The sequence below is a fragment of the Caballeronia sp. S22 genome (genome assembly GCF_964261745.1).
Classification (GTDB): Bacteria; Pseudomonadota; Gammaproteobacteria; order Burkholderiales; family Burkholderiaceae; genus Caballeronia; species Caballeronia jiangsuensis.
Window position 1 is genome coordinate 1,006,418 of the sequence record NZ_OZ180036.1, and the last position, 26,057, is coordinate 1,032,474.

Consider the following 26,057-nt stretch of genomic DNA (forward strand, 5'->3'; position numbering starts at 1 on the left):
AGATGAAACTCGCCAAACCGATGTTCGCGCCGCACACGTCCGCGATCGAACGCATCTGGTATTTTGCGTTGCGCATCATTTGCGTGCTGACGCTGCTGTATCTGATTCTGCCCGTGCTCGCGATCGTGCCGCTGTCGTTTTCGTCGAGCACGTTCCTGGTCTACCCGATTCCGGGCTGGTCGATGCGCTGGTATCACAACCTCGTCATGTCCGACGAGTGGCGCATGGCGGCAAAGAACAGCTTCATCGTTGCGCCGTCTGCCACGCTCGTCGCGACGATCCTCGGCACGCTTGCGGCGGTCGGGCTCACGAAAGCGAATTTCCTCGGCAAGAGCGTGCTCATGGCCGTGCTCATTTCGCCGATGATCGTGCCGGTGATCGTCGTTGGCGTCGGCATGTATCTGTTCTTCGCGCCGCTCGGCATCGCCAATACCTATTTCGGGCTGATTCTGGCGCACGCGGCGCTTGGCGTGCCGTTCGTCGTGACGACCGTCGGCGCGACGCTGCAGAATTTCAACTACAACCTCGTGCGGGCGAGTCAGTCGCTTGGCGCGAGCCCGTTGAAAACCTTCTTTCGCGTGACGCTGCCGGTCATTGCGCCGGGCGTGATCTCGGGCGCGCTGTTCGCGTTCGCCACTTCGTTCGATGAAGTCGTCGTCACGCTGTTTCTCGCCGGCGCCGATCAGACGACGCTGCCGCGGCAGATGTTCACCGGCATTCGCGAAAACATCAGCCCGACGATCGCCGCGCTCGCGACGATCCTCATCGTGTTTTCGACGAGCCTGTTGCTTGCGCTCGAATGGTTGCGAGGTCGTGCGGCGGCGCGTGCGATTGCTTAGCGCGGCGGTCCCAGGGAAGCATCGCGGACTGACTGAGAAGTTCTATGGTCGAGCCTCTGACCTGGACCACGTGCCCCTCTTACAGGCGTCTTGCCTGACCATTCACGCGGATCTCGAACAAAACCATCGCGGCGCTGGGTGATTGCGGCTGAGAACGCCGTCCGCGTCGGTCTGCGAGTGACCTTACGAACCGCTTGAACGCCCGCCAGTTAAGGCGCTGCGTGGGTCCTGGTTTCCGTTCGATCGATTATTCGCAGCAACGGGATAGTGTATTCACTGATGCAGTATTTATCGGAATGTGCTTAATGACGTACGTTCTAGGTCGAGTCAAAGCCTGGAACAATGCCATGACAGCTTTTTCGAAAAGAGCGGACCCGTGGTCACAGACGGTTCACCTGCTCGAAGCGATGCCGATGGACATCGCTCGCACAGCCCCATCCCAGAAATCCGCGCGCGCCGAAAACGCGTTCCTGGAGCGTCTGACGCGCGACTGGAATCGCACGCACCCGCATCAGGTGGACGATCGGCTGCCGTTTCCGCAAGCGATCGTGCGCGTGATCGAGCGTCCGAGCAGCGCGACGGCGCTCGTGTACTGGTCCGATCCCGGTACGTGCCACTACGGTTATCAGGGCTGGCGCGCCACGACCGCGACGGCGGAAGGCGTCTGCTCGCTATCGGGGATGCCGATTCATCGTGGCGATCAGGTCTATCGGCCGTCGCAGCGCGATCCGAAGCCGCAGAACGCGGCCGCGATGATTCTCGCCGACGCGATGCCGAAGAACGCCGAGGAAATGGAAGTCGACCTGCAAGGTTGACGAGCGACGGGAAATGGAGCGGCATCGTCAGTCGATGCCGCTTATATCGGCGCGCGCGTTCAATATCCGACCGTGATGCGTTGGCGGATATGCGCGCCGCTCTGGAATTCGTCGAGGAAGGCGATCGCGTAGTCGTCGAACGAAATCCAGCTTCGCCCGCCGTTATCGACGAGCAATTCGTCCACGCCGAGCCGGAATTTTTGCGTGCGCGGTCCGGGCACGAACTCGGCCGACGGCGAAACGAAGGTCCAGTCCACATCGCGTTCGCGGCGTAGCGCATCCAGAAACGCCGCGCCGGCCGTGGCTTCCGGCTTGTACGGTTCGGGAAAGTCCGGCAGATCGAGCACGCGCTGACCGGGCGCCGCGTACAAACTCCCCGCGCCGCCGACGACCAGGAGGCGCTGCACGCCGGCGCGCTTCACCGGTCCGACTATCGCGCTTTCCGATACCGTGGCGAAGCGCGTCGCGCTGAACACCGCGTCGTGCCCCGCGAGCACGGCGGCCATTGCGTCCGCATTCAGCACATCGACGTCGTGCGCGCTGACGCGGTCCCGCTTTTCAAGGCTGGACGTGTCGCGCGCGATCGCGCTGACCGTGTGTCCGCGCCGCAACGCCTCCTCCATCAGCCGGCTGCCGACATTACCCGTCGCCCCGATGATCGCGATTTTGCTCATGCCACATTCTCCTTTCCTTTTACGGCGTTCGCACCGGCGCCGTTGAATCAACCGGTTTATGTTGCAGGAAAATAAACCGTGGCCTGGCAAGCGCTTTTGATAGCGTTTGTTTCCACATCAGACGAAATCGGGGAATCAATTAGCGCACGGTCATTTGTAAAAGCATACGTAAGGACATACGGTCATGCAATTTCCGGGCCGATTCCAGCCCTTCAGCGCAATATCGACACACCGTTGTCATATTCAAATAGCGCTTTCGGAAACGCAGGCCGCCGTTACACTAGAGGCCCCGCACTCTCTCGAAACGCAAGATAGCGGCGATTACCGGCGCGCCGCGTACAGCGGTTTCGGAGCGAGTTCCCAAATCGAAGTCGCCAAAATGTCATGACATTGGTTTATATTGCAGTTCCTCGCCGCTCCATTACCGGAAGGAGTAAATCGTGAAGAATCCGCAATTGCAGGGTGCCATCGAAGGACGCGACAATCCGGCAGGCGAAACCGCCTACGAGCCGATTCCGATTCGCGCAGTCTCAAAGGAGTCCGGTGATGAACCCGGATACTCCGATTCGCTGGACATCCCGCTCAATTACGGCATCGTGATGGACGCAGTCAGAGACGCGGTTCGCGCGAATCCCTGAACGTTCAAGTTTTCATGCGAAGCGCCCCACTCGGGGCGCTTTTTTTTCGCCCTCGCGCGGCATTCGCCGCGAACCGCGACCTTGCCAGATAGCAACAATCGCTGCTGTTTTAGTACGACCAATCAACCATTTCGCTGAGCCTATCGCTCGTGCGATTCCGCCATAAGTCAATCGGTGCGAATCAGAGCCGACACCCCGATCCAGTGCATTAACGAGATGGTACACTGCCGCCTCCGCCGCGCCGGGCGGGCCGCGCCCAAATTTCGAGACGGGCGTATAGATGTCTATATTTCGTCCATCCCATCGGCGTTGAACGCCCGAATTGGGTCGTCTGTCGCGTCCTGTTCGCCCGATCCGACAAAGAAATCCGCTGCTAGTCTTTCCACTGGCGAAAACAATCGCATTGAAGTAAGTTCAGACGTGTAATAGCGCCTGGACAAACGTCCGGATCAATGCTCGCGGGTTAAAGGGATGGCCGGCGAAGACGTTAACAAGACTGATCAACAACGCGCTGTGGCTCGCGCCCTGCCGAACCCAAACATGGCCGCTATTTTCAATTACCTGTTGGACAGTCAGATTTCCCGGCAATGGCGAGGCCTTCTGGCCGCCCTTGCGGACGAATTCGAAGCGCAGATCGGGCGCAACGAACTGCGTCAGTTGATGCATCGCGTCGGCAGCCGCTTCGCCGAAGCCCGGCCGCTGCCGCCCTGCGATTCGACAGCGGCGCTCGCCGACGCGCTCAACGCGTTGTGGCGCGACACCGACTGGGGCTTCGTCGAGCTTGCCGATGAACGCGACTATCTGAGCATCGTGCATTACTGCGCGCCGCTGCCCGCCTTCGGCGAAAGCGCGCTCGCGTGGACGCCCGCGTTTCTCGAAGGCGCGTATCAGCAGTGGCTCGCCGCGCTCGGCGCGCAAGGCCTCGCGATCCGGCAGGCGAGCGAGTTCGGCGACGACGCGGCTATCGAATTCAGGCTCGCGCGCGTCGCGGCCTGAAGCGTCTTCAGCGCAATCCGACCGCCGCCTCGATGCGGCGGCATCGAGCGCCCACTAAGGGCGGCTCCAAACAAGCAGCATCGGCCAGGCAGCAAGAATAGGCACGACGAGGAAGCGGCATCATGAATACTTCGCGCGACATCGAGAAGCTGTTCGATCATTTCGGCGGCAATGCAGGCGATTATCAGGAAATCGGACGAGAGAACGAGGCCACGACGGCGCGCACCCGCTGGCCGCTGCTCGCCACGCTCGACTTCGCACAGCCGGCGATTCCCGAGATCGCGCCGCGCCGGGACGTGCAGCTGAACGCCGCGCGGCCGCGTCCGGATGCAGCGTCCGGCGAGCCCGCCGAAAAGCCGACGCCGATCCATCGTGGCAAGCAGCCGCTCTTTACGCGGCAGCATCGCCGTACTATTCCGCCCGTCAATCCGCCGGCTGCGGAGTCGCTGAGCGCGTTGCGTTTCTCGGCGCCCGGCGAATCGGCGTCGAACGAAACCGGAACGATTGCGGATTCGGCTTCCACGGCCGCAGCAAGCGTGCCGCCGGTCGAATCGAAGCCCGTGGTGGCTGAAACCAGCCCCGCTGCGTCCGCCACCTTCGGCTCGAACTTTTTGGCGCGTCGCGCGCCCGCTCAGGTTGCGCCGGTGACGCCCGCCGCCCCGACGCCGCGCGCGCCCGAACCGACCTCCGCCGCGCCGCAGTCGATCCTCGGCAAGCTCTTCAGGCAACCGGCCCAGACCGTCCCGAGCGCGCCGGCAGGTTCGCTCGACGCCGTGTTCGAGCGCCTGCGCCACGCCTGTCCGCAAGGCGACGAATCCACGAACAAGCACGCAGGCGCCGGCCACGCCGGTCACGCAAGCCGCCTCTCACGCTCATGAAAGTCATCACGGTAGTTTCCGCGAAGGGCGGCGTCGGCAAGACGACGCTCGCCGCCAATCTCGCTTCGGTGCTCGCCGCGCGCAGCCGTCGCGTGATCGTGCTCGATCTCGATCCGCAGAACGCGCTGCGCCTGCATTTCGGCATTCCGCTCGACAGCATCGACGGCATTTCGCGCGCGACGCTCGCGGGCGACCCGTGGCAAACGGTGATGTTCGACGGCGTCGATGGCGTGACCGTGCTGCCCTACGGCGCGGTGATCGAGGACGATCGCCGCCGCTTCGAGGCGCTCGTCGACAACGATCCTGCGTGGCTCGCCCATTCGCTCCAGTCGCTCGCGCTCGACGCCAGCGATATCGTGATCGTGGACACGCCGCCGGGCTCGTCCGTCTACACGCGCACCGCGCTGACGGCGGCGAACTTCGCGCTGAACGTCGTGCTGGCGGATGCCGCGTCCTATGCCGCGATCCCCGGCATGGAGCGCATGGTCGATGCCTACGCCGCGCCGCGCCAGGATTTCGGCGGCCAGGGCTACGTCGTGAATCAGGTCGATCAGTCGCGCCAGTTGAGCAAGGACGTGCTGAAGGTGCTGCGCAACATGCTCGGCACGAAGCTGTTCCCGGGCGTGATCCATCAGGACGAGGGCGTGTCCGAGTCGCTCGCGTGCGACACGACGCTCATTCATTACGACCCGCTTTCGCAAGCCGCCGCCGATCTGCGCGCGTGCGGCGACTGGCTCCTCTCGGCCGTCGATGCGATGGCTGCTTCGTCGAGGAAGCTCGCATGAGTTCCACCAAGATCCCCTCGCCCGAAACCGAGGTCAGCGTCGCGACCTCGCGCCTCGAACGTTTCGTCGATGCGGGCATCTGGGGTAGCCGCGTCCTCGTGATCCTCCTCACGATCTTCGCCGCGTTCGCACTGTATTTCGTCGTCACGGTGCCGCTCGCGTTCGGTCAGCAGCTCGCCTTCGCGACGATCTGCTTCGTCTGCGCGCTCGGTTTTCGCCGGCTGCAAGGCCAGTACGCGACGCTCGTGATGATCATGCTGTCGATCGTCGCGTCGGGCCGCTACATGTTCTGGCGTCTCACCGAGACGACTTATTGGGAGCGTCCGCTCGACGCCGCGTGGGGTCTGTTGCTCGTCGCGGCTGAAGTCTACGCGTCGCTCGTGCTTCTGCTCGGCTACTTCCAGACCGCGTGGCCGTTGAAGAGAAAGCCGCTGCCGCTGCCCGCCGACCGCAGCCAGTGGCCGACCGTCGATGTCTTCATCCCGACCTACAACGAGCCGCTCTCGGTCGTGAAGCCGACGATCTACGCCGCGCTCGCGCTCGACTATCCGGCCGACAAGCTCGCCATCCACGTCCTCGACGACGGCCGCCGTCCCGAGTTCAAGACGTTCTGCGAGGAAGTCGGCGTCAACTGGACGATCCGCACGCACAATCGTCACGCGAAGGCCGGCAACATCAACGAGGCGCTCAAGATCACGAAGGGCGAATTCCTCGCGATCTTCGACTGCGACCACATTCCGACGCGCTCCTTCCTGCAGATCTGCCTCGGCTGGTTCCTGCGCGACAAGCTGCTGTCGATGCTGCAGACGCCGCACCATTTCTTCTCGCCCGATCCGTTCGAGCGCAATCTCGGCACGTTCCGCAAGGTGCCGAACGAAGGCGAGCTCTTCTACGGCCTCGTCCAGGACGGCAACGATCTCTGGAACGCGACCTTCTTCTGCGGCTCGTGCGCGGTGCTGCGCCGTTCGATGGTGGAAGAGATCGGCGGCATCGCGGTCGAAACCGTGACGGAAGACGCGCATACCGCGCTCAAGCTGCATCGGCTCGGCTATACGACCGCGTATCTCGCGATTCCGCAGGCGGCGGGTCTCGCGACCGAGAGCCTCTCGGGGCATATCGGCCAGCGCATCCGCTGGGCGCGCGGCATGACGCAGATTTTCCGGATCGATAATCCGCTCACCGGCAAGGGCCTCAAGATCGGCCAGCGGCTTTGCTATCTGAACGGCATGCTGCACTTCTTCTACGGCGTGCCGCGCCTCGTCTTCCTCACCGCGCCGCTGTCGTATCTGTTCTTCGGCGCGCACGTGATCGAAGCGGCGGCGAGCACCATCGCGACCTTCGCGCTGCCGCACATGATGCACGCGAGCATCACCAATTCGCGCATGCAGCGCAGCTTCCGCCACTCGTTCTGGGCCGAAGTGTACGAGTCGGTGCTCGCGTCGTACATCACGGCGCCGACGCTGCTCGCGGTCATCAACCCGAAGCTCGGCAAGTTCAACGTGACGGCCAAGGGCGGGCAGATCGCGAAGGATTACTTCGACTGGTACATCTCGCGGCCGTATCTGTTCCTGCTGCTATTGAACCTGCTCGGCTTCGTCGCGGGCGTCGTGCATATCGTCATGTACTGGCATATCCGCAGCGAGGTGAACACGACCATCCTCAACCTCTGCTGGACGGTCTACAACATGCTGATTCTCGGCGCGTCGGTGGCGGCGGCGAGCGAGCGCAAGCAGGTGCGCGCGACGCATCGCGTGACGATGAAGATGCCCGTGATGCTCAAGTTCTCGACCGGCCGCACGCTCGCGTGCGAGACCATCGACTACTCGGAAGGCGGCGTCGGCGTCGCGCTGCCGAGCAAGCTCGAAGTGCCGATGCACGAGCGCGTGACCGTCTCCCTTTTTCGCGGCGACGAGGAATATGCGTTCCCGGCGACCGTCGGCTATACCGAGCCGGGCCGCGTCGGCCTGCGTTTCTCGCAACTCACGCGCGAGCAGGAATACGACTTCGTCAAGACCACTTTCGCGCGCGCGGATGCCTGGACCGGCTGGTCCGAGGGACGCCGCCCGGATACGCCGCTGCGCGGACTGTCGCACGTGCTGCTGGTGGGCACGCGCGGCATTGCGGGATTGTTCGAGCATTTGTACAGCGACCTTCGTACCTGGATGAACAAGCGCCCAGTCGATGTGAAGAAGCTGAAAACCAAAGACCAATAATGGGCACGGGTATGTCGAAGTTGCGCGTTGAAAAACAAACGGGCGAGCGCGCGCCGCGTTTTTGCGAAAGACCGCTGGGCCGCGCGCTGGCCGTTTTGATGGCCTTGCAAACCGCATTCGCGGCGCCGATCGCTTCGGCGGCCGCCGCGGCGATCGCTGCATCGGGAAGCGTCCCGCCGGCCGCGCAGCAGGCGACCGGCGTCGGCGCCGTGCCCGCGCCGAGTCCGGCCGTGGTGTACAACCCCGCCGCGATCCAGCAGCCGGTGCTCGCGATGCCCGTTCCCGCGTTCTCCGGCAAGCCCGACAAGCCGCTCACCTCGCGCATCCCGACGACCGCCGATCCCGGCACGCTCGTGCCCGGCGGACGCCGTCAGACGCTGACTTTCGCCGATTACGGCGCGCTCGATCCGCTGCAACTGCGCGGCACCGACGGTCAGAACGGCATCGCGTTTTCGGTGCGCGGCGACGAAGTCGTGACCGGCGCGATCCTGCATCTGATCTATAGCTATTCGCCGTCGCTCCTTCCCTCGATCTCGCAACTGAAGGTGCTCATCAACGGCGAAGTGGCCGCGACGCTGCCGGTGCCGCGCGATCAGGCCGGCGTGCTGGTCGCGCGCGACGTGGCGATCGATCCGCGCTTCATCACCGAGTTCAATCACCTCAACGTGCAGCTGATCGGTCATTACACGCAGCAGTGTGAAGACCCGTCGAGCTCGACGCTCTGGGCGACCGTCAGCAACGCGAGCTCGCTCGATCTCACCTATGCGTCGATCGCGAACAAGCCCGATCTCGCCGCGCTGCCGCAGCCGTTCTTCGACCGCCGCGACGTGCGCCGCCTCGAACTGCCGTTCGTGTTCGCGGGCAAGCCGAGTCTCGCCGCGCTGGAATCGGCGGGCATGGTCGCGTCGTACTTCGGCTCGCTCGCGGGTTATCGCGGCGCGATTTTTCCGGCGCAGACCGATAATGTGCCGCTGTCGGGCAATGCCGTGGTGTTCGCCACCGGCGATACGAAGATCGCGGGCGTCGATATTCCGCCGGTTTCCGGTCCGACCATCGCGCTCGTCGAACGCGATGCGAGCGCGCGTGGCCGCCTCCTGCTCGTGCTCGGCCGCGACGACAACGAGCTGAAGACCGCCGCGAAGGCGCTCGGCGTCGGCCAGAACACGCTGTCCGGCACGAGCGCGACGATCACGCAGTTCACCGACTTGCAGCCGCGCCGCCCGTACGACGCGCCGAACTGGCTGCCGACCGATCGCCCCGTGCGTTTCGGCGAACTCGCGGAAGCGCGCGATCTGACCGCCCACGGCTACGATGCCGACGCCGTGCGCGTGAACCTGCGCGTGCCGCCCGATCTCTTCATGTGGCAAACGAAGGGCGTGCCGGTCGACCTCGGCTATCGCTATACCGTGCGGCCGGCGCCGGACCGCTCGTCGCTCAATATCAGCGTGAACAACGGCTTCGTGCAGTCGCTGCGCATTCCGGCGGTGTCCACATCGACGTTCGATCTCGGCCAGTATTTCAGCCGCGTGCTGCCGGACAAGACCGTCGCCGCGCGCCGCGAAATCTATCTGCCGCCGCTGCTCATCACGCCGCGCGCGCAGTTGCGCCTGCACTTCTACTACGACATTCCGAAGACCGGCGAATGCCAGGGGCGCGTGCTGGATAACGTCGTCGGCGCGGTGGATCCGAATTCGACCATCGATCTTTCCGGCTTCCCGCACTACATGGCGCTGCCCGATCTGGCCGCGTTCGCGAACGGCGGCTTTCCGTTCACGCGCCTGGCCGATCTTTCGCAGACGGCGGTCGTGCTGCCGACCGAGCCGAATTCGGCCGACTACAGCCTGTATCTGCTGGAAATGGGCCGCATGGGCGCGTCGACCGGCTATCCGGTGACGGGCGTCACCGTGACGAGCGCGAACGATGTCGACCGTTTCGCCGACAAGGATCTGCTGATCCTCGGTTCGCCGGGCCGTCAGCCGCTCCTGCAGCGCTGGTCCAAGCAGATGCCCTTCTCCGGCGACGGCGACGCGCGCACCTTCCAGCTCTCCGATGTCGCGTTCAAGCTCGTCGACTGGTGGCATGGCGAACAAGGCCCGGAACGCTCGCCTGCGCGGGCGGACCTTTCGCTCGTGAGCTCCAACGGCGACGCGCTCCTGACCGGCTTCGAATCGCCGCTGAAGAGCGGACGCAGCGCGGTGGCGCTCATCAGCGCGGCCGGCCAGTCCGACGCCGATCTGTCCGCCGCCCTGCTCGACAACGACCTGCTGCCTTCCATCCAGGGCGCGATGGCCGTGATCCACGGCCGCACCGTGACGGTCACGTCGAACGGCGAGGCGTATTACGTCGGCCATCTGTCGCCGATGCACTACATGCGCTGGGCGCTGTCGTCGCATCCGCTTTTGCTGGTGCTTGCCGGCGTGCTCGCTGCGCTCATCATCGCCGCCCTGTTCTACCGTGCGCTGCGCTCGATCGCCGCACGGCGCCTGAGGGACTGATATGCGGGTATCCACCGCCAAGTTTTTCGCTGGTGCATTCATCGCCGCGTCCGCGGCAGGCACGCAGGCCGCGCAGCAATGCGACTGGCCCGCGTATCGCCTCTTCGTCGAGCGCGTCGTACAGGCCGATGGCCGCGTGGTCGACCGATCCACCGACGCGCAGCAGACCACGTCCGAAGGTCAGTCCTATGCGATGTTCTTCGCGCTCGTCGCGAACGACCGCGCGACGTTCGACCGGCTGCTCGGCTGGACGCGCACGAATTTGTCGGCCAATCAGTTCGATGCGAACAACCTGCGTCTGCCCGCGTGGCAATGGGGCAAAAGGCAGGATGGCTCGTTCGGCGTGATGGACCCGAACTCGGCCTCCGATTCGGACCTGTGGATCGCCTACGACCTCTTCCAGGCGGGCCGGCTGTGGAAGGAGCCGATGTACACGAAGCTCGCCTACGCGCTCGCGACGCAGATCGTGAAGCAGGAAATCGTCGATCTGCCGGGCCTGGGTCCGATGCTCCTGCCGGGGCCGCAAGGCTTTCGCGTGGGTGACATCACGCGCCTGAATCCGAGCTATCTGCCGCTGCCGGTCCTGCGTGGCCTCGCGCACGAGATGCCCGACGGCCCGTGGGCGAAGCTCGCGCAAAACGCCGCGAAGATGATCAGGGTCACGTCGCCGCGCGGCTACGCGCCGGATTGGGCCGCTTACCAAAATGGCCAGTTCGTCGTCGATCCGAAGAACGGCGATGTCGGCAGCTACGACGCGATCCGCGTGTATCTGTGGGCCGGCATGGCGTCGAGTAGCGACCCGCTCGCGCGTGCGTGGCTCGATGCGCTCGGCGGCATGCGCCAAAGCGTCGCGCAGACGGGTTTTCCGCCGGAGAAAGTTTCGACCATCAGCGGCGCGGCGAGCGGCGAAGGTCCGCTGTCGTACTGGGGCGCGCTGGCGCCGTACTTCAAGGCGCTGAACGACGAACGCGGCCTTGGCCTCGCGCGCACTCATCTCGAAGCGCTGGTCGCGCCGCCGGGCGCGGGACGCGAGCCGGTCTACTACGACCGCGTGCTCGGTCTGTTCGGCGGCGGTTTCGTCGACGGGCGCTATCGCTTCGATGAAAACGGCCGTCTGGCGCCGAACTGGAGAAGCGCATGCTGATCCGGACTCGCAAACGCGTCATCGCGGCGCTGCTCTGTGCAGCGCCGGCAATGGCCTTCGCTCAGGCCGCGACCGATCCGCTGAGCGTGCTCATCGATCAGGGCAAGTACTGGCAGGCGCACCGGCGCGGCGACCTCGCGGAGCAGGCGTGGCAAAAGGTGCTGCGCATCAATCCGAAGCAGCCTGATGCGCTCTTCGGCATGGGCATGGTGCTCGCCGACCGCAAGGACGGCAGCGGCGCGCAGCAGTATCTCGCGCAGTTGCGTCAGGTCGCGCCGAACTACCCGAACATCGACGAACTCGGCCGGCGTCTGGGCGAAACCAGCTCGCGCGATCAGACCGTCAACGACGCGCGGCGTCTCGCGCAGAGCGGACAAAGTGCGTCGGCGGTGCAGGAATACAAGCGCGCGATCGAAGGCAAGCCCGCGACGCCCGAGCTTCAACTGGAGTATTACCAGGCGCTCGCCGCCACGCCGCAAGGGTGGGACGAAGCGCGTCGCGGCCTCGAACAACTGGCGCGCCAGAATCCCGACGATCCACGCTATCAGCTCGCCTATGCGCAGCATCTGACGTATCGCGATACGACGCGGCGCGACGGCATCGCACGGCTCGCGAAGCTGTCGGGCGATAGCTCCGTCGGCGCGGACGCGAAAAAGAGCTGGCGGCAGGCGCTGCTGTGGCTCGGCGCGCGCGCATCGGATGCGCCGCTCTATCAGGCGTATCTGCAAGTCTCGCCGGATGACGCCGCCGTGAAGGCGCGCTTCGATTCGATGGTTCTGCAGGACAAGTCCGCCCGCGAACGCGCACAGGCCGGCGCCGCCGTCGATGCGCGCGGGCGCACCGTCGCGGAAGGCTTCACCGCGCTCGATCGCGGCGATCTCGTGACGGCGCGCGCACGTTTCTCGTCGGTGCTCGCGAGCGACCCGAACGACGCCGACGCGCTCGGCGGCATGGGCGTCGCGGCGCTCAAGCAGGAACGTTTCGCGGAAGCGCGCACGTATCTCGAACGCGCGTCGCGGGCCGGCAATCCGGCGCGCTGGAAAGACGCGCTCACGAGCGCGACATACTGGACCTATACGAGCGATGCGATCGGCGCGCGCAGCAACGGCCAGATCGCGCAGGCCAAGGCGCTCTTCGAGCGCGCGATCGCGACCAATCCATCCGATGTCACCGCGCAGGTGCTGCTCGGCGAAATGCTGCTCGCGAACGGCGATCCGCGCGGCGCGGAACAGGCGTATCGCATGGCGTTGCGCCGTCAGGCCGACAATCCCGATGCGATCCGCGGGCTCGTCGGCGCACTGGCGGCTCAAGGTCGCGGCGACGAGGCGCTCGAATTCGCCAATCGCCTGAACACGGAGCAGCAGGCGAAAGCGGGCGGCATCAACAAGCTGCGCGGCGAAGCGCAGGCCGCCCAGGCGCGCGCCGCCGAAGCGCGTGGCGATCTCGGCGCGGCGCGCAGCCTCTTCGAAGACGCGCTGCTCAACAATCCCGACGATCCGTGGCTGCGGCTCGACCTCGCGCGCATCTACGTGCGTCAGGGCGCGGTCGGCAATGCGCGCAGCATGATGGACGGCCTGCTCGCCACGCATCCCGACATGACCGACGCGCTCTACGCGAGCGCGCTGCTCTCCGCCGAAACGCAGGACTGGTCGGCGGGGCTTGCTCAACTCGACCGCATCCCCGCCGCGCAGCGCACGCCGGCGATGACCGCGTTGCAGCATCGTCTGTGGGTGCAGCAGCAAGCCGAACTCGCGACGCGCACCGCCGCCGCGGGCCAGCGTCAGCAGGCCTTCGCGATCCTGCGCCGCGCCGAGCCGGTGGCGGCGGGCAATGCGGAACTGATGGGCGCGGTGGCGTCGGCGTATGTCAAGGCGGGCGATCCGGCACGGGCGCTCTCGCTCGTGCGCGGCGCGATCGCCAATGCGCCGAACGACACCGGCTTGTTGCTGCAATACGCGGGCATTCTGTCGGCGACGCAGCAGGACGCCGAACTCGGCTCCGTGATGCGCCGGCTTCAGTCGATGCCGCTCACCACGCAGCAGCGCGCGGACTTCAACAATCTGAACGTGGGTATCGTCGTGGCGCGGGCTGATGTCGTGCGCAGGCAAGGCGATCTCGCCGCCGCCTACGACGTGATCTCGCCGTGGCTCGCCGCGATGCCCGACAACGCCGATCTCCAGGCGGCGCTCGGCCGCATGTACACGTCGGCGGGCGATGACCGCAATGCGCTTACCTGCTATCAGAAAGCGCTGTCGCGCCGTCCCGAGGATATCGGCCTGCAGACGGCGGCGATGTCCGCCGCGAGCGGCGTGCGCGATTTCAAGCTGGCCGAGACCTACGCGAATCAGGCGTATGAGGCCGCGCCGAACGATCCCGGCGTGCTCGCCGCGATCGGCCGGATGTATCGCGCGCAAGGCAAGCTCGATCTCGCCGCGCAGTTCCTGCAGCGCTCGCTCATCGCCGCCAATACGCCGGTGCAGGTCGCGTCCGCTCAGGGCCGCGACAATGTTCCGCCGGGCTGGGAAAGCGCGATGAGCCGCATCGGCTCGAATCCGCTGCCCGGCACCAATCCGTTCGAAGGCAAGACGGCCGTCGATACGGCGTCGAACCCGGCGCTTGCATCGGGCGCGTCTTATCGTCAGGTCCTTCCACAGAGTTATTCGCAGCCCGTGCCGAACTATCTGCCGCCTCCTCAGCCCGCGCCCTATACGACGCCTTATGTGGCGCCTTCCTCCGCTCCGGCGACGATGCCCAACGCCGTGCCGCGTCCGGCTCAGAGCGGTGGATATGGCCCGGACACGTACGGCTCGGGGCAATCGGGCGCGCCGTTGCAGCCCTATCCGGGACAGGATGCGGGTGCGTCGGGGGTGTATCCGGCGCAGGGGTATCAGCAGCAACCGCCGGTGTATCAACCGTATCCGCAGCAACAGGGTTATCCGCAGCAGCAAGGTTATCCGCAGCAGCAAGGTTATCCGCAGCAGCAAGGTTATCCGCAGCAGCAAGGTTATCCGCAGCAGCAACAGCCCTATCCGCAGCAGGCGCCGTACGCCGCCCAGGACCCGTACGCGGCGCCCTGGCCGATGTCACCCGGCGCGCGCGATGCGCAGTCGAACGCCTACGCGCCGCCGCCGGCAGCCAGCGCGACGAAGAAGAAGCAGGCGTCATCGCGCAAGACGACGGCGCAGCGTCCCGCCGATCCCTACGCGTACGGCGCGCCGCCGCAGCAGCAGCAATACCCGCAGGCGCCCTACGGCCAGCAGCCTTATTACGCGCCGCCGCAACAGTACGCGCAGCAGCCGTATATCCCGCAGCCGCCGGCGGGCTACGCACAGCCTTACTATCCGTCGCAGACGCAGCCCGCTCAGCGCGCCGCCGCGGCCGCGACGATGAGCGCGGGCGGCGCGCCCGTTCCGGTCGCGAATTCGCAGACCGCGGGCGTCGCGGAAGAACTCGCGCAGATCAACCGCGAGCAGGCGAGCACGGTCTCGGGCGGCCTCATCTTCCGCAGCCGCGACGGCGAGGACGGCCTTTCCAACCTGACCGATATCGAAGCGCCCATCGAAGGCCGCATCAAGGCGGGCAACGGCCACGTGATCGTGCGCGCGACGCCCGTCACGCTCGATGCCGGCACCGCGAGCAGCCAGCCGAACACCCTCGCGCGCTTCGGATCGGGTCGGGGCGCGAGCGCCAATCCGCCGACCAACAACTACGGCTCGCAGACGGCGACGGGCGTGGGCCTCTCGGTCGGCTACGAGAATCGCAACTTCAAGGGCGATGTCGGCACGACGCCGCTCGGCTTTCGCGAGACCAACGTCGTCGGCGGATTGCAGTATCAGAACGCGATCAGCGACAAGGTGTCGTACTCGCTCGCCGTCGCCCGCCGCGCGGTGACAGACAGCCTGCTCTCCTACGCCGGCACGCGCGATCAGGGCGCGAACCTCGAATGGGGCGGCGTGACATCGACGGGCGCGCGCGCCGACCTCGGCTGGGACGACGGCACGAGCGGCGTCTACCTGAACGCGGCGTATCAGTTCCTGGACGGCAAGCAGGTCGCGACCAACAACGCGGTGAAGGGCGGCGGCGGCATCTATACGCGCCTGTTCAAGGACGCGGACCAGACGCTGACCGTCGGCGCGAACACCACGCTCATGCACTACGACAAGAACCTGTCGTACTTCACGTATGGGCAAGGCGGCTACTTCAGCCCGCAGCAGTACGTGATCCTGAACTTCCCGGTCGAATACGCGGGACGTACTGGGCTTTTCACCTACGACCTGAAGGGCTCGATCGGCGTGCAACATTATCGTCAGGACGCGTCGAACTATTTCCCGACGAACTCGACGTATCAGTCGATAGCCGCGAACTCCACCCCGCCGGACGCGGGCGCGGTCTATCCGAGTCAGAGCAAGACGGGCGTGTCGTATTCGCTGAGCGCGACGGGCGAGTACCAGCTCGCGCCGCAACTCGCGTTCGGCGCGACGGCATCGTTCGGCAACGCGTATCAGTATCGCGAGTGGCTCGCCGCCGTGTACGTGCGCTACAGCTTCACGCGTCAGAGCGGCGCGGTGCCGGTCTTCCCGCCTCAGGCGTTCAGCTCGCCGTATCTGTCGCTGTCGAACTGATGTTCTTGCGCGCGCGCTCCGCTTGCGGCTAGGCTTGAGCCCACTGCCGCAAGCGGGCGCAACCGCAAGATCAGCCGAATGAAAACCCAAAGCGCGCTCGTCGCGAACAACGACCAGTTCCTGCGCGACCTGCAGTTGTTCTGCATCGTCGCGCGGCGTTCGAGCTTCATCGCCGCGGCCACCGAAACCGGCATCTCGCCGGCGCACGTCAGCAAGCGCATTGCGATGCTGGAGACGAGCCTCGGCGTCAAGCTGTTCATGCGCACCACGCGCCGCGTGTCGATCACGAGCGACGGCGAAGCGGCCTTTCAGTGGGCGCAAAAGATTCTCGACGACGTGCAAGGCATGGCCGATGCCTTCGCCGGACTCGACGATCCGCGCGGGCTCTTGCGCATCGGCACGAGTCTGCGGCTCGGGCGCGAACATGTGTCGCCCGCCCTCACCTTGCTCAGGCGGCGTCATGCGGGCCTCGAAATCTGGCTCGAACTGCTCGACCGGCGCGTCGATCTCCTCGGCGACAACTTCGATATCGACATTCGCGTCGGCGAGGTGCTGGAGCCGCATCTGATCGCGCACAAGATCGTCGAAAGCTTTCGCGTGCTGGCCGCCGCGCCTGCATATCTCGAACGGCGCGGCGCGCCGAAGACGCTCGCCGAACTCGCGCACCACGACTGCCTGCTTTTTCGCGGACGCGATCAGCGCTTCGGCGTCTGGCGGCTCTCGGGCCCCAACGGCGAAGAAGAAAGCGTGAAGGTGACGGGGCCGATCGCATCGAACCACAGCGACATCGTGCGGCAATGGGCCGAGGAAGGCTTCGGCATCGTGATGGGTTCGATCTGGGATGTCGCCGCCAGCCTGCAGGACGGCAGGCTCGTTCCCGTCTTGCCCGCTTATCGGCAGCGCGCGGACGTGTGGGCAGTCACGTCGGCGCGCTCGTCGCATTCCGCGAAGATCCGCGTGTGCATCGACTTCCTCAGGCAGCAGTTGACGAGCGGGCCTTACGCGCTCGTGACATCCGGCGTCGCCGGGTTCTGACGCTGCGTCCGCGCGCGGTAAAAAAGTAATCCGCCACTTTTTGTCCGCAATCTTTGCGGATTGAATCCGCCGCCGCGCTCGCCGGCGCGCATCTTCGCTCCAAACCCCGTCCCACGGGCCTCGACGGTCCATCGCGCAAAGCCTAGACCCCGCATCTTCACGCTTTTTTTCGTTGCGCCGACGTCACGGTAATCGGAAAAAAAGCCTGCACGCGACAGGTCTTTCTTTCCAAATGTTTCTTGAAATGTAATGATACTGATTCGCATTTAACCGAATCGCAACGCCAGGCCGAAACAATGAGGCCCGTCGCGATCCACGGGCGCTTAAAGGGCGCCGCCGCCGGTTCTTCTCGACGACGTCGCCCGCTCCGCTTTGATCTCGGTTCGATCAAACATCGGCACGCGAAAACCCGCTTCGCTGCCGATTGGGATTTCACTAACAAGCATCGGGGAAACGACATGTTGAGAAAGACGCCGCTCGCTGCGGCATTGGTTACTATTGCCGTCGCGCCCATGGCAGCGCCGCTTTACGCCCAGACCGCACCGCAGTCCGCTCAGGCCGCATCGCAGAACGCGCCTTCATCGCAAATCGCGCAGCAGGCGGCTCCCGCCCAAAACGACACCACCTCACCCGAAACCGCCGCCCTGCCCGCCGTCAAGGTAACGGGCCAGGCCGACGCGCCCGATTTCCAGCCGGACACGTCAAGCGTCGGGGCGAAGGTGCCGACCGCGCTGCGCGACATTCCGCAGGCTGTGGTCGTGGTGCCGAAGGCGGTGCTGAATTCGCAGGCGGTGAGCTCGTTCTCGGACGCGCTGCGCAACGTGCCGGGCGTCACGCTCGGCGCGGCCGAAGGCGGCCAGATCGGCAACAACATCAACCTGCGCGGCTTCTCGGCGCGTACGGACATCTATCTCGACGGTTTCCGCGATCGCGGCCAGTACTATCGCGACACCTTCAATCTCGAATCGATCGACGTGCTGTACGGCCCGTCGTCGCTGTACTTCGGGCGCGGCTCGACGGGCGGCGTGATCAACCAGGTCAGCAAGCAGCCGAACATGAAGCCGCGCGCCGATGTCTCGCTGCAAGCGGGCACGCATGACCGTTATCGCACGACGGTCGACATCAACCAGCCGATGACGGACACCTCGGCGTTCCGCGTCAACGCGTTCGGCCAGTCGCTCGGCTCGACGCGCGACGAGATGATCAACAAGGACTTCGGCATCGCGCCCGAAGTGAAGTTCGGTATCGGCACGCCGACGCAGGTGACGCTGTCCGCGCTGATCCAGCACAACCGCGATCAGCCCGACTACGGCATTCCGCCGCTGAACGGCCACCCCGCGCCCGTCGACACGAAGACGTTCTACGGCTTCACCGACGACCGCACGATCCAGGACGTGCAGACGGTGAACGCGCGCGTGGAGCATCGTTTCGACGACATGTTCACGCTGCGCAACCAGACGCAGTTCAGCCACTACAGCACCGAGGCGCGCGCGACCAACGCCGCGGCCGTGCTGACGGGACCGCTCGGCTCATCGCCCGCGCTCTCGAACGGCAACTACACGACGCTGCCGCTGTCGTCGCTGTTCGTGCGTCTGCAAGGCAAGGATCGCACCATCAACGATCACTCGGTCTACAACTCGACCGACGTCCAGGGCAAGTTCGCGACCGGCTTCCTGAAGCACGACATGCTCGCCGGCGTCGATCTGAGCCACGAAACGTACAGCAACCAGAGCTTCACTGCGACCACGCCGGGCCTGCCGTCGAACACGCTCGCGATCGTGCCGCTCGTCAATCCGCCCTACGTGCCGCGTCCCGCGAACTATCGCGAGGTGGCGACCAATCTCGCGGAATCGAGCGCGAACGGCATCGGCCTCTATTTGAACGACACGATCTCGATCGGCGAGCACTGGAAGTGGATCGGCGGCGTACGCTGGGACCGCTACGAGGCGGCCATCAACAACTCGATCAACGCGCCGGGCTACGCGACGCAGACGAACTACTTCACGAGCGTGCGCACCGGCGTCGTGTGGCAGCCGACGGACTGGCAGTCGTACTACGTGTCGTACGGCACGTCGTTCGATCCGTCGCTGGAAGCGCTCACGCTCACGAGCGGCCAGCAGAACCTGCCGCCCGAGCACAACAAGTCCTATGAAGTCGGCTCGAAGTGGGATCTGCTGAACGGCGGTCTGTCGATCACGCAATCGCTCTTCAACATCGAGAAGACCAACGCGCGAACGCTCGCCTCGGACGGCAGCTACTCGCTCGACGGCAACGTCCGCGTGCGCGGCTATCAGCTCGGCGTGGCGGGTCACATCACGAAGCAGTTGCAGATGTTCGGCGGCTACACCTACATGGACGGCACGATCCTGCAGGCCTTCGACGGCACGCAGGGCAACCAGCTCGCCAACACGCCGCATCACATGCTCACGCTGTGGACCACGTATGACTTCACGCCGGTATGGCAGATCGGCGGCGGGCCGTCGTATGTGTCGTCGCGCTATGCGGCGAACAACAATCTGGTCCAGGTGGGCGGCTACGTGCGCTGGGACGTGATGGCCGCGTATCATCAGAAGCGCTACGATATCCAGTTCAACGTGCAGAACATGTTCGACAAGAAGTACTACGACGCGCTGATTCCGTCCGACGGCGGACGCGCGGTGCCGGGTCTTGGCCGCACGTTCATCGCGACGTTGAATTACCGCTTCCGTTGATGTAAATGCGAGCGCGCCGTGTGCTACGCGGCGCGCGTTCGCGAAGGCAAGAAAAATGATCCTCTCGATACCGAACGTGCTGAGCCCCGAAGACGCCGCCGCGATGCGCGCGCGACTCGAAGCCAGCGACTCGTGGGTCGATGGCCGCGCGACCGCGGGCTATCAGGGCGCGCCGGTCAAGCGCAACATGCAGATCGCGGAAGGCTCGCCGATCGCGCTCGAAATGGGCGATGCAATCGTCGGCCTGCTCGAACGTCATCCGCTTTTCATCAGCGCGGTGCTGCCCAATCGCGTGTATCCGCCGCTCTTCAATCGCTATGAAGGCGGGATGCATTTCGGCAGTCATGTCGATGGCGCTATCCGCATCGTGCCCGGTCATGGCGCACGCGTGCGCACCGATGTATCCGTCACGCTGTTTCTCACGCCGCCCGAGGAGTACGACGGCGGCGAGCTCATCATCGAAGACACGTACGGCGTGCAGGAAGTGAAGCTGCCCGCGGGCCATGCGATCGTCTACCCCGCGACGAGTCTTCATCAGGTGCGGCCCGTTACGCGCGGCGCGCGCGTATCGAGCTTCTTCTGGGCGCAAAGCCTCGTGCGCGACGACGGCCAGCGCGCGCTGCTCTTCGATCTCGACAACTCCATCCAGCGCCTGAACGCGACCAACGGCGACGAAGCTGCGAAGCGTTCGCTCGTCGGCTGCTATCACAACCTGTTGCGCATGTGGAGCGAGACGTGAGTCACGCGACGCGCAAAACGTTCGCAGCCGTCTGCCCGACTTCCGCGAGCAACGCTTCATCGCGCGCGATCACGTCGGGCAGATGCGCGCGCAGAAACTCCACCCACGTGCGCGTCTTCGCATCGACGAACTTGCGCGACGAATAGAGCGCAAAGAGATTCGTGCGCTGCAACGTGTGACGCGGCAACACGCGCACGAGCGAACCATTGCGCAAGCCTTCGATCGCCGCATAGAGCGGCAACATGCCGATGCCCATGCCTTCGCGGATCGCGACCACGAGCGATTCCGCGATATTCACCTGCACCGTTCCGCTGATCTGCAAGGTCTCGCGGCCCTCGGGCCCTTCGAGCGTCCATTCGCGCGCGGGAAACGCGGGCGTCTGCAAGGTGAGGCAATCGTGCTGCGCGAGATCGGCCGGTTCCTCGGGCGCGCCACGCGCGCGGATATATTCCGGCGATGCGCACAGAATGCTGAAGGTCGCGCCCAGCTTGTGCGAGATCACTTCCGAATCCGACAACGCGCTCGCCGACACGACAGCCACATCACTGCTGCCCTCGAATAGATCGGGCATGCGTTGCGACAGCGTGAGCTCGACTTTCACATCGGGATAGAGCGCGCGATACCGGGCGATGGCGGGCAGGATGTAATGCTGCCCGACGCTCGCGAAGCTGAACATGCGCAGCGTGCCCGACGGATGTTCATGCGCGCAGCTCGCTTCTTCTTCGGCGCCGTCGATGTCGGCGAGAATCTGCCGCACGCGCTTCAGATAGCGCTCGCCCGCCGACGTGAGCGCGAGACGCCGCGTCGAGCGGTTCATCAGGCGCGTGCGCAAATGGGCTTCGAGTTCGGAGACGGCGCGCGACATCGCGCCTGTGGTCGAGTTCATCGACTGTGCGGCAGCCGTGAAGGTGCCGGCTTCGATCACGCGGGCGAAGACCCGCATGTTCTGTAGGGTATCCATCAAACCGTAGCAATGACATCGGAGACGGTATTGTCCGCCTTTCCGCGCGATCGATTGTTGTTGAATCAGGAAAGAATGTTCCCGGATTCCCGCATTAATCCGGCAAGACGACTTGCCTACAATCGGCGCCTTCTTGAGCAGAGGCATATCGGCGGATCGCATGTCGTTCCTGGAAGCACGCTTGTCGACGCGCGACTGGTTCGCCACCGACGGTCACGTCTGGCTGCATCTCGCGAAGACGCTGCTTGCCGCGTTCATTGCGATGGGCATCGCGATGCGCCTGGAATTGCCGCAGCCGCGCGTCGCGATGACGACCACGTTCGTGCTGATGCAGCCCTTCGCCGGCATGGTGCTCGCCAAAAGCGTCTATCGTTTCGCGGGCACGGCGCTCGGCATGCTCGCCGCGCTCGTGCTGGGCGCCGTGTTCGTGCAGCAGGCCGAACTCTATGCGCTCGCGCTGACGCTATGGGTCGCAGCGTGCACCGCGCTCGCCGTGCGTTATCGCCAGTTCCGCTGGTATGGCTTCGTGCTCGCGGGCTATACGGCCGCGCTGATCGGCATTCCCGCCGTCACCGATCCGAACGGCCTCCTGATCGCGACGCTCACGCGCGGCGCGGAAGTGATGCTGGGCATCGTGTGTTCGAGCGTGGTGAGCGCGCTCGTTTTTCCGCGCCATGCCAGCGCGACGCTCATGCACTCGCTCGATGCGCGTCGGGCGCACTTCGCCGCATTCGCCGCCGACGTGCTGCGCGGCCGTCTCTCGCGCCTCGCTCGTGAGCGCCGTTTCGCCGATTTCGTCGATGAGATCGTCGGCTTCGAAGCGACGCGTGGCTTCGCCGCCTACGAGTCGCCGACGATGCGCCAGCACAACGGCAAGCTCGCGCAACTGAACAGCGCGTTCATGGACGCGTGCTCGCGCCTGCATGCGCTCGATCAGTCGATGAAGCGACTGCGCGCCAACGACCACACGCAATGCGCACACGATGCCCTCGTGCCTTTCCTCGAAGAACTCGCGCGCATCTTCGAACACGCATCGCTGAACGTGCATCTGGAACGCTACAAGGCGATGCTTCCGAAGCGCCTGCGCGATGCGCAACGCAAGCTCGCAAACACCGACGAAACGACGCAGCTCGACTTCACGACATCGGCGGAGCTTCTGTATCGCTTCATCGACGATACGATTCGCTATGCATCGATCGCAAACGGCGAGCGTCTGAAAGATCGCGCGTCCTCGCGATACGAAGCGAAGACCAACCGCTTCGTGCTTGCCGCGACGTTCATGCGCACCGGCATCGTGATCGCCGCGACCGCGTGGTTCTGGATCGTCACGGCGTGGCCGAGCGGCGGTTACGCGGTGATCGGCGCGACGCTGGCCTGCGCGTTGTCGTCGGCATCGGCGCGGCCGTCGAAGTTCATCGCGCAGATGGCCGCGGGCGCGGCGCTCGCGATCTTCATGGGATACACGTACCTGTGTCACGTGTACCCCGCGATCGATGGCATCGCGCTCCTGTGCGCGATGCTCGCGCCGCCGCTCGCGGCCGGCGCATTCCTCGCGATGCGCGCCGACACCGCCGGATACGGCATCGGCTTCTGCGTGTTCTTCTGCCTGCTTGCCGCGCCCGACAACCGCATCGTCTACGATCCGGCGCTGCTGCTGAACAACGGCCTCGCGGTGCTCGTCGCGATGCTCGCCGCGGCCATCGCGTGCGCGGTCATCGTGCCGCCGCGCACGCCGTGGCTGGTTGGCAGGACGCTCGCCGAACTGCGCGCGCAGGCCGCGCTCGCGTGCGAAGGCAAACTCGCGGGACTCGGCGAGCGCTTTCACTCGGGCACGCACGATCTGATGTCGCAGTTGCGCGGCCTGCTCACGCGGCGCTCGCGCGAACATCGTCATGCGCTGTCGTGGATGCTCGTCACGCTCGAAGTCGGACAGGCGATGATCGATCTGCGCAACGAATCACGCGCGCTCCATGCACAGCGCTATCCCGATGCATTGCGCATCGCGTGGAGCACGTCGCTCGCGCGCGTGTTGCGCGATATCGCGGTGCTGTTTCGCACGCCGGACAGCGCGACGCTGCGCCGTGCGATCGGTTCGGTCGTCGCGTCGATCCTGATCGCGCAGAGCATGCTCGAACTCGCGCGCGCCGAGCGCAATGCGCGTCACGACATGCAACGCGTGCTCGCGTGCCTGCACTTCATTCGCACCGCGCTCGTCGATCCCGACGCGCCTTTCGTTCCTCCGTATGAAAAGGTGCCTTCCTGGCAAAGCGATTAATTCGCCGCGCCGTGCGCCCTATAGTGGAGTCGATTCATCGTCGGCGCGCTTATTTGCCGCACTTCCACGACGGTTTCAGACGCTCGTATGTGCATCCGATTGGATCGAGCGCAAAGTGATGCGGCATTGGAACAATGTCTTTCAACCTTGCGATTTCGATGACAAAGCGCGCTACCTATAATCGCCTTCGGTTAAACGAAGCTCTGGAAGATAGACGTCGATGTACGAAGACCGCATTCGCTGTGCCGCCTTGCGCGGGAAGATCACCTCGGCCGCCGAAGCGGCCCGACTCGTGCGCGACGGCATGATCGTCGGCGCAAGCGGCTTTACGCGTGCGGGCGACGCGAAGGCCGTGCCGCTCGAAATAGCGCGCCGCGCCCGTGAGGAAAACGAACCGTTGCGCATCACGCTCATGACGGGCGCGTCGCTCGGACATGACACGGACCGCATCCTCACCGAAGCCGGCGTGCTCGCGCGCCGCCTGCCGTTTCAGGTCGATACGACCTTGCGACGCGCGATCAATCGTGGCGACGTGATGTTCGTCGACCAGCACCTGTCCGAAACCGTCGAGTTGCTGCGCGCGAATCGTCTCGGCAAGCTCGACCTCGCGATCATCGAAGCCGCGGCGATCACGGAGACGGGCGGCATCGTGCCGACGACTTCGGTCGGCAATTCCGCGAGCTTCGCGATACTCGCCGAACGCGTGATCGTCGAGATCAATCTGGCGCAGCCGACTGCGCTCGAAGGCCTGCACGATATCTGGATTCCCGAGCGCCGCCCGCAACGCGAGCCGCTTCCGATCGTGCGCACGGATGACAGGATCGGCGTGGCGGCCATCGAGATTCCGCTCGACAAGATCGCCGCCATCGTCATCACAAACACGCCGGACAGCGCGTCCACCGTCTTGCCCGCCGATGAAGACACCGCGCTGATCGCCGGCCATCTGATCGAGTTCTTTCAGCATGAAGTCTCGCGCGGCCGTCTGCCGAAACGATTGCCGCCGCTGCAGGCCGGCATCGGCACGATTGCGAACGCGGTGCTGTCGGGATTCGCCGCGTCGCCGTTCGAAGCGCTAACGATCTATTCCGAAGTGCTGCAGGATTCGACCTTCGATCTGCTCGACTCCGACAAGGCCACGTTCGCATCGGGCGCGTCGATCACGCTGTCGGCAGAGCGGCAGGACAAAGTGTTCCGCGATATCGAACGCTATCGCGACAGGCTCGTGCTGCGGCCGCAGGAAGTGAGCAACCATCCCGAAGTCATCCGGCGTCTCGGCCTCATCGCGATCAACACCGCGCTCGAAGCCGACATCTACGGCAACGTGAATTCGACGCACGTCGGCGGCACGCACATGATGAACGGCATCGGCGGCTCGGGCGATTTCGCGCGCAATGCGGCCTACGCGGTGTTCGCGACGAAATCCGTCGCGAAGGACGGACGCATTTCGAGCATCGTGCCGATGGTGCCCCATTGCGATCACAACGAGCACGATGTCGATATCGTCGTGACCGAACGCGGGCTCGCCAATCTCACGGGTCTCGCGCCGCGCGAACGCGCGATGAGCGTGATTCAGAACTGCGCGCACCCGCTCTATCGCGATCTGTTACGCGACTATTACCGCGATGCAGCAGCGCTCGGCGGCCACACGCCTCATCGTCTCGATCAGGCATTTTCGTTTCACACGCGCTTCGCGGCGAGCGGTTCGATGCTGCCTTGAAGCGAAATCGCGCGCGTTATGCTGCGCCGCGAAAGCGAATGCCGCGCGAGAACGAAGCCGCTGCACGAAGATTAGGCGCACAATGGCGGGAGCCTGCTTGGGCTGGCGAACAGGAGGAGCATCATGACCGCCATCACCTGGGTGCTTGCCGCCGATGCCAGCCGCGCCCGGATCTTCGAGACGCAAGGATTGAAGCTGGACTTGCGGCAAGTTGAGGACATCAGGAACCCGGCTACGCGTGCGACGGAAACGGCAGAAAGAGACCGGGAAACATTCGCCAAGACCGTCGGCGAATATCTCGAACAAAGCCGCATGCATCAACGATTCGATCGCTTGCGCCTCGCGGTCGAACCGCGGTTTCTCGGCCTGTTACGAAATCATCTGAGCGGCGAAACGCTCAAGCTCGTCTACGAGGAAGTCAACAGCGACGTGTCGAGCACGGACACGCGCGATATGCGCCGTCATCTCGACCGGCCCTGAACATCGCTTATAGCGCGCCGTTTCCCGCGAGGAGAGACGG

19 protein-coding genes are annotated in these 26,057 nt (G+C 64.9%); 16 read left to right on the top strand and 3 right to left on the bottom strand.

Features of this window, described 5'->3' with window-relative positions:
• Positions 1-2: 2 nt before the first annotated feature.
• Positions 3-839, top strand: coding sequence for an ABC transporter permease (locus ACEN42_RS19950; RefSeq protein WP_035501577.1), 837 nt, complete (start codon positions 3-5; stop codon positions 837-839).
• A gap of 347 nt (positions 840-1,186) precedes the next feature.
• Entirely contained in the window at positions 1,187-1,654 is a 468-nt protein-coding gene (locus ACEN42_RS19955) for a DUF3331 domain-containing protein (RefSeq protein WP_238217078.1), read from the top strand.
• Between the two features lie 59 nt (positions 1,655-1,713).
• On the opposite strand, the gene ACEN42_RS19960 is transcribed toward ACEN42_RS19955, so the two are convergent.
• Positions 1,714-2,328, bottom strand: a complete 615-nt coding sequence (locus tag ACEN42_RS19960; RefSeq protein WP_371881185.1) for an NAD(P)-dependent oxidoreductase — start codon at positions 2,326-2,328, stop codon at positions 1,714-1,716.
• 440 nt (positions 2,329-2,768) lie between these two features.
• On the opposite strand from ACEN42_RS19960, the gene ACEN42_RS19965 reads away from it, so the two are divergent.
• The 9 genes from ACEN42_RS19965 to ACEN42_RS20005 all read left to right on the top strand — a co-directional run bounded on the left by ACEN42_RS19965 (position 2,769) and on the right by ACEN42_RS20005 (position 17,134).
• Complete coding sequence (locus ACEN42_RS19965) at positions 2,769-2,966, top strand: hypothetical protein (RefSeq protein ID WP_035501573.1); 198 nt, start codon at positions 2,769-2,771, stop codon at positions 2,964-2,966.
• 540 nt (positions 2,967-3,506) lie between these two features.
• A complete protein-coding gene (gene bcsD, locus ACEN42_RS19970) occupies positions 3,507-3,962 on the top strand; it encodes a cellulose biosynthesis protein BcsD (RefSeq protein WP_187606487.1) in 456 nt (151 codons plus the stop codon).
• A 122-nt stretch (positions 3,963-4,084) separates the two neighbouring features.
• Entirely contained in the window at positions 4,085-4,840 is a 756-nt protein-coding gene (gene bcsP / locus ACEN42_RS19975) for a cellulose biosynthesis protein BcsP (protein ID WP_371881186.1), read from the top strand.
• Positions 4,837-5,625, top strand: a complete 789-nt coding sequence (gene bcsQ / locus ACEN42_RS19980; protein WP_035501571.1) for a cellulose biosynthesis protein BcsQ — start codon at positions 4,837-4,839, stop codon at positions 5,623-5,625. The genes bcsP and bcsQ overlap by 4 nt, the downstream gene beginning before the upstream one ends.
• Positions 5,622-7,838, top strand: a complete 2,217-nt coding sequence (gene bcsA / locus ACEN42_RS19985) for a UDP-forming cellulose synthase catalytic subunit (protein WP_371881187.1) — start codon at positions 5,622-5,624, stop codon at positions 7,836-7,838. Before bcsQ ends, bcsA begins: the two co-directional genes overlap by 4 nt.
• A complete protein-coding gene (gene bcsB / locus ACEN42_RS19990) occupies positions 7,838-10,333 on the top strand; it encodes a cellulose biosynthesis cyclic di-GMP-binding regulatory protein BcsB (protein WP_371881188.1) in 2,496 nt (831 codons plus the stop codon). Before bcsA ends, bcsB begins: the two co-directional genes overlap by 1 nt.
• A 1-nt stretch (position 10,334) precedes the next feature.
• Positions 10,335-11,477, top strand: coding sequence for a cellulose synthase complex periplasmic endoglucanase BcsZ (bcsZ, locus tag ACEN42_RS19995; RefSeq protein ID WP_371881189.1), 1,143 nt, complete (start codon positions 10,335-10,337; stop codon positions 11,475-11,477).
• Complete coding sequence (locus tag ACEN42_RS20000; protein WP_371881190.1) at positions 11,471-16,099, top strand: cellulose synthase subunit BcsC-related outer membrane protein; 4,629 nt, start codon at positions 11,471-11,473, stop codon at positions 16,097-16,099. The genes bcsZ and ACEN42_RS20000 overlap by 7 nt, the downstream gene beginning before the upstream one ends.
• A gap of 78 nt (positions 16,100-16,177) precedes the next feature.
• A complete protein-coding gene (locus ACEN42_RS20005) occupies positions 16,178-17,134 on the top strand; it encodes a LysR family transcriptional regulator (RefSeq protein ID WP_371881191.1) in 957 nt (318 codons plus the stop codon).
• Here the strand turns inward: ACEN42_RS20005 and ACEN42_RS20010 are convergent.
• Complete coding sequence (locus ACEN42_RS20010; protein ID WP_371881192.1) at positions 17,098-17,400, bottom strand: hypothetical protein; 303 nt, start codon at positions 17,398-17,400, stop codon at positions 17,098-17,100. The two genes, ACEN42_RS20005 and ACEN42_RS20010, sit on opposite strands and share 37 nt — an antisense overlap.
• 192 nt (positions 17,401-17,592) lie before the next feature.
• Here ACEN42_RS20010 and ACEN42_RS20015 point away from each other — a divergent pair, with 192 nt between their 5' ends.
• Positions 17,593-19,845, top strand: a complete 2,253-nt coding sequence (locus ACEN42_RS20015) for a TonB-dependent siderophore receptor (RefSeq protein WP_371881193.1) — start codon at positions 17,593-17,595, stop codon at positions 19,843-19,845.
• A 55-nt stretch (positions 19,846-19,900) separates the two neighbouring features.
• A complete protein-coding gene (locus tag ACEN42_RS20020; RefSeq protein ID WP_187606495.1) occupies positions 19,901-20,584 on the top strand; it encodes a Fe2+-dependent dioxygenase in 684 nt (227 codons plus the stop codon).
• A 1-nt stretch (position 20,585) separates the two neighbouring features.
• Here ACEN42_RS20020 and ACEN42_RS20025 read toward each other — a convergent pair whose 3' ends face one another.
• On the bottom strand, positions 20,586-21,545 hold the full coding sequence (locus tag ACEN42_RS20025) for a LysR family transcriptional regulator (RefSeq protein WP_371881194.1): 960 nt from the start codon (positions 21,543-21,545) through the stop codon (positions 20,586-20,588).
• A 133-nt stretch (positions 21,546-21,678) separates the two neighbouring features.
• Here ACEN42_RS20025 and ACEN42_RS20030 point away from each other — a divergent pair, with 133 nt between their 5' ends.
• The 3 genes from ACEN42_RS20030 (at position 21,679) to ACEN42_RS20040 (ending at position 26,017) form a co-directional block, all read left to right on the top strand.
• The gene (locus ACEN42_RS20030) at positions 21,679-23,820 is read left to right on the top strand and encodes an FUSC family protein (RefSeq protein WP_371881195.1); all 2,142 of its coding nucleotides are present in this window, start codon (positions 21,679-21,681) and stop codon (positions 23,818-23,820) included.
• Positions 23,821-24,040: 220 nt separating this feature from the next.
• Entirely contained in the window at positions 24,041-25,537 is a 1,497-nt protein-coding gene (locus ACEN42_RS20035) for an acetyl-CoA hydrolase/transferase family protein (RefSeq protein ID WP_371881196.1), read from the top strand.
• A 123-nt stretch (positions 25,538-25,660) separates the two neighbouring features.
• Entirely contained in the window at positions 25,661-26,017 is a 357-nt protein-coding gene (locus ACEN42_RS20040; protein ID WP_187606499.1) for a host attachment protein, read from the top strand.
• The last annotated feature ends 40 nt before the right edge of the window (positions 26,018-26,057 follow it).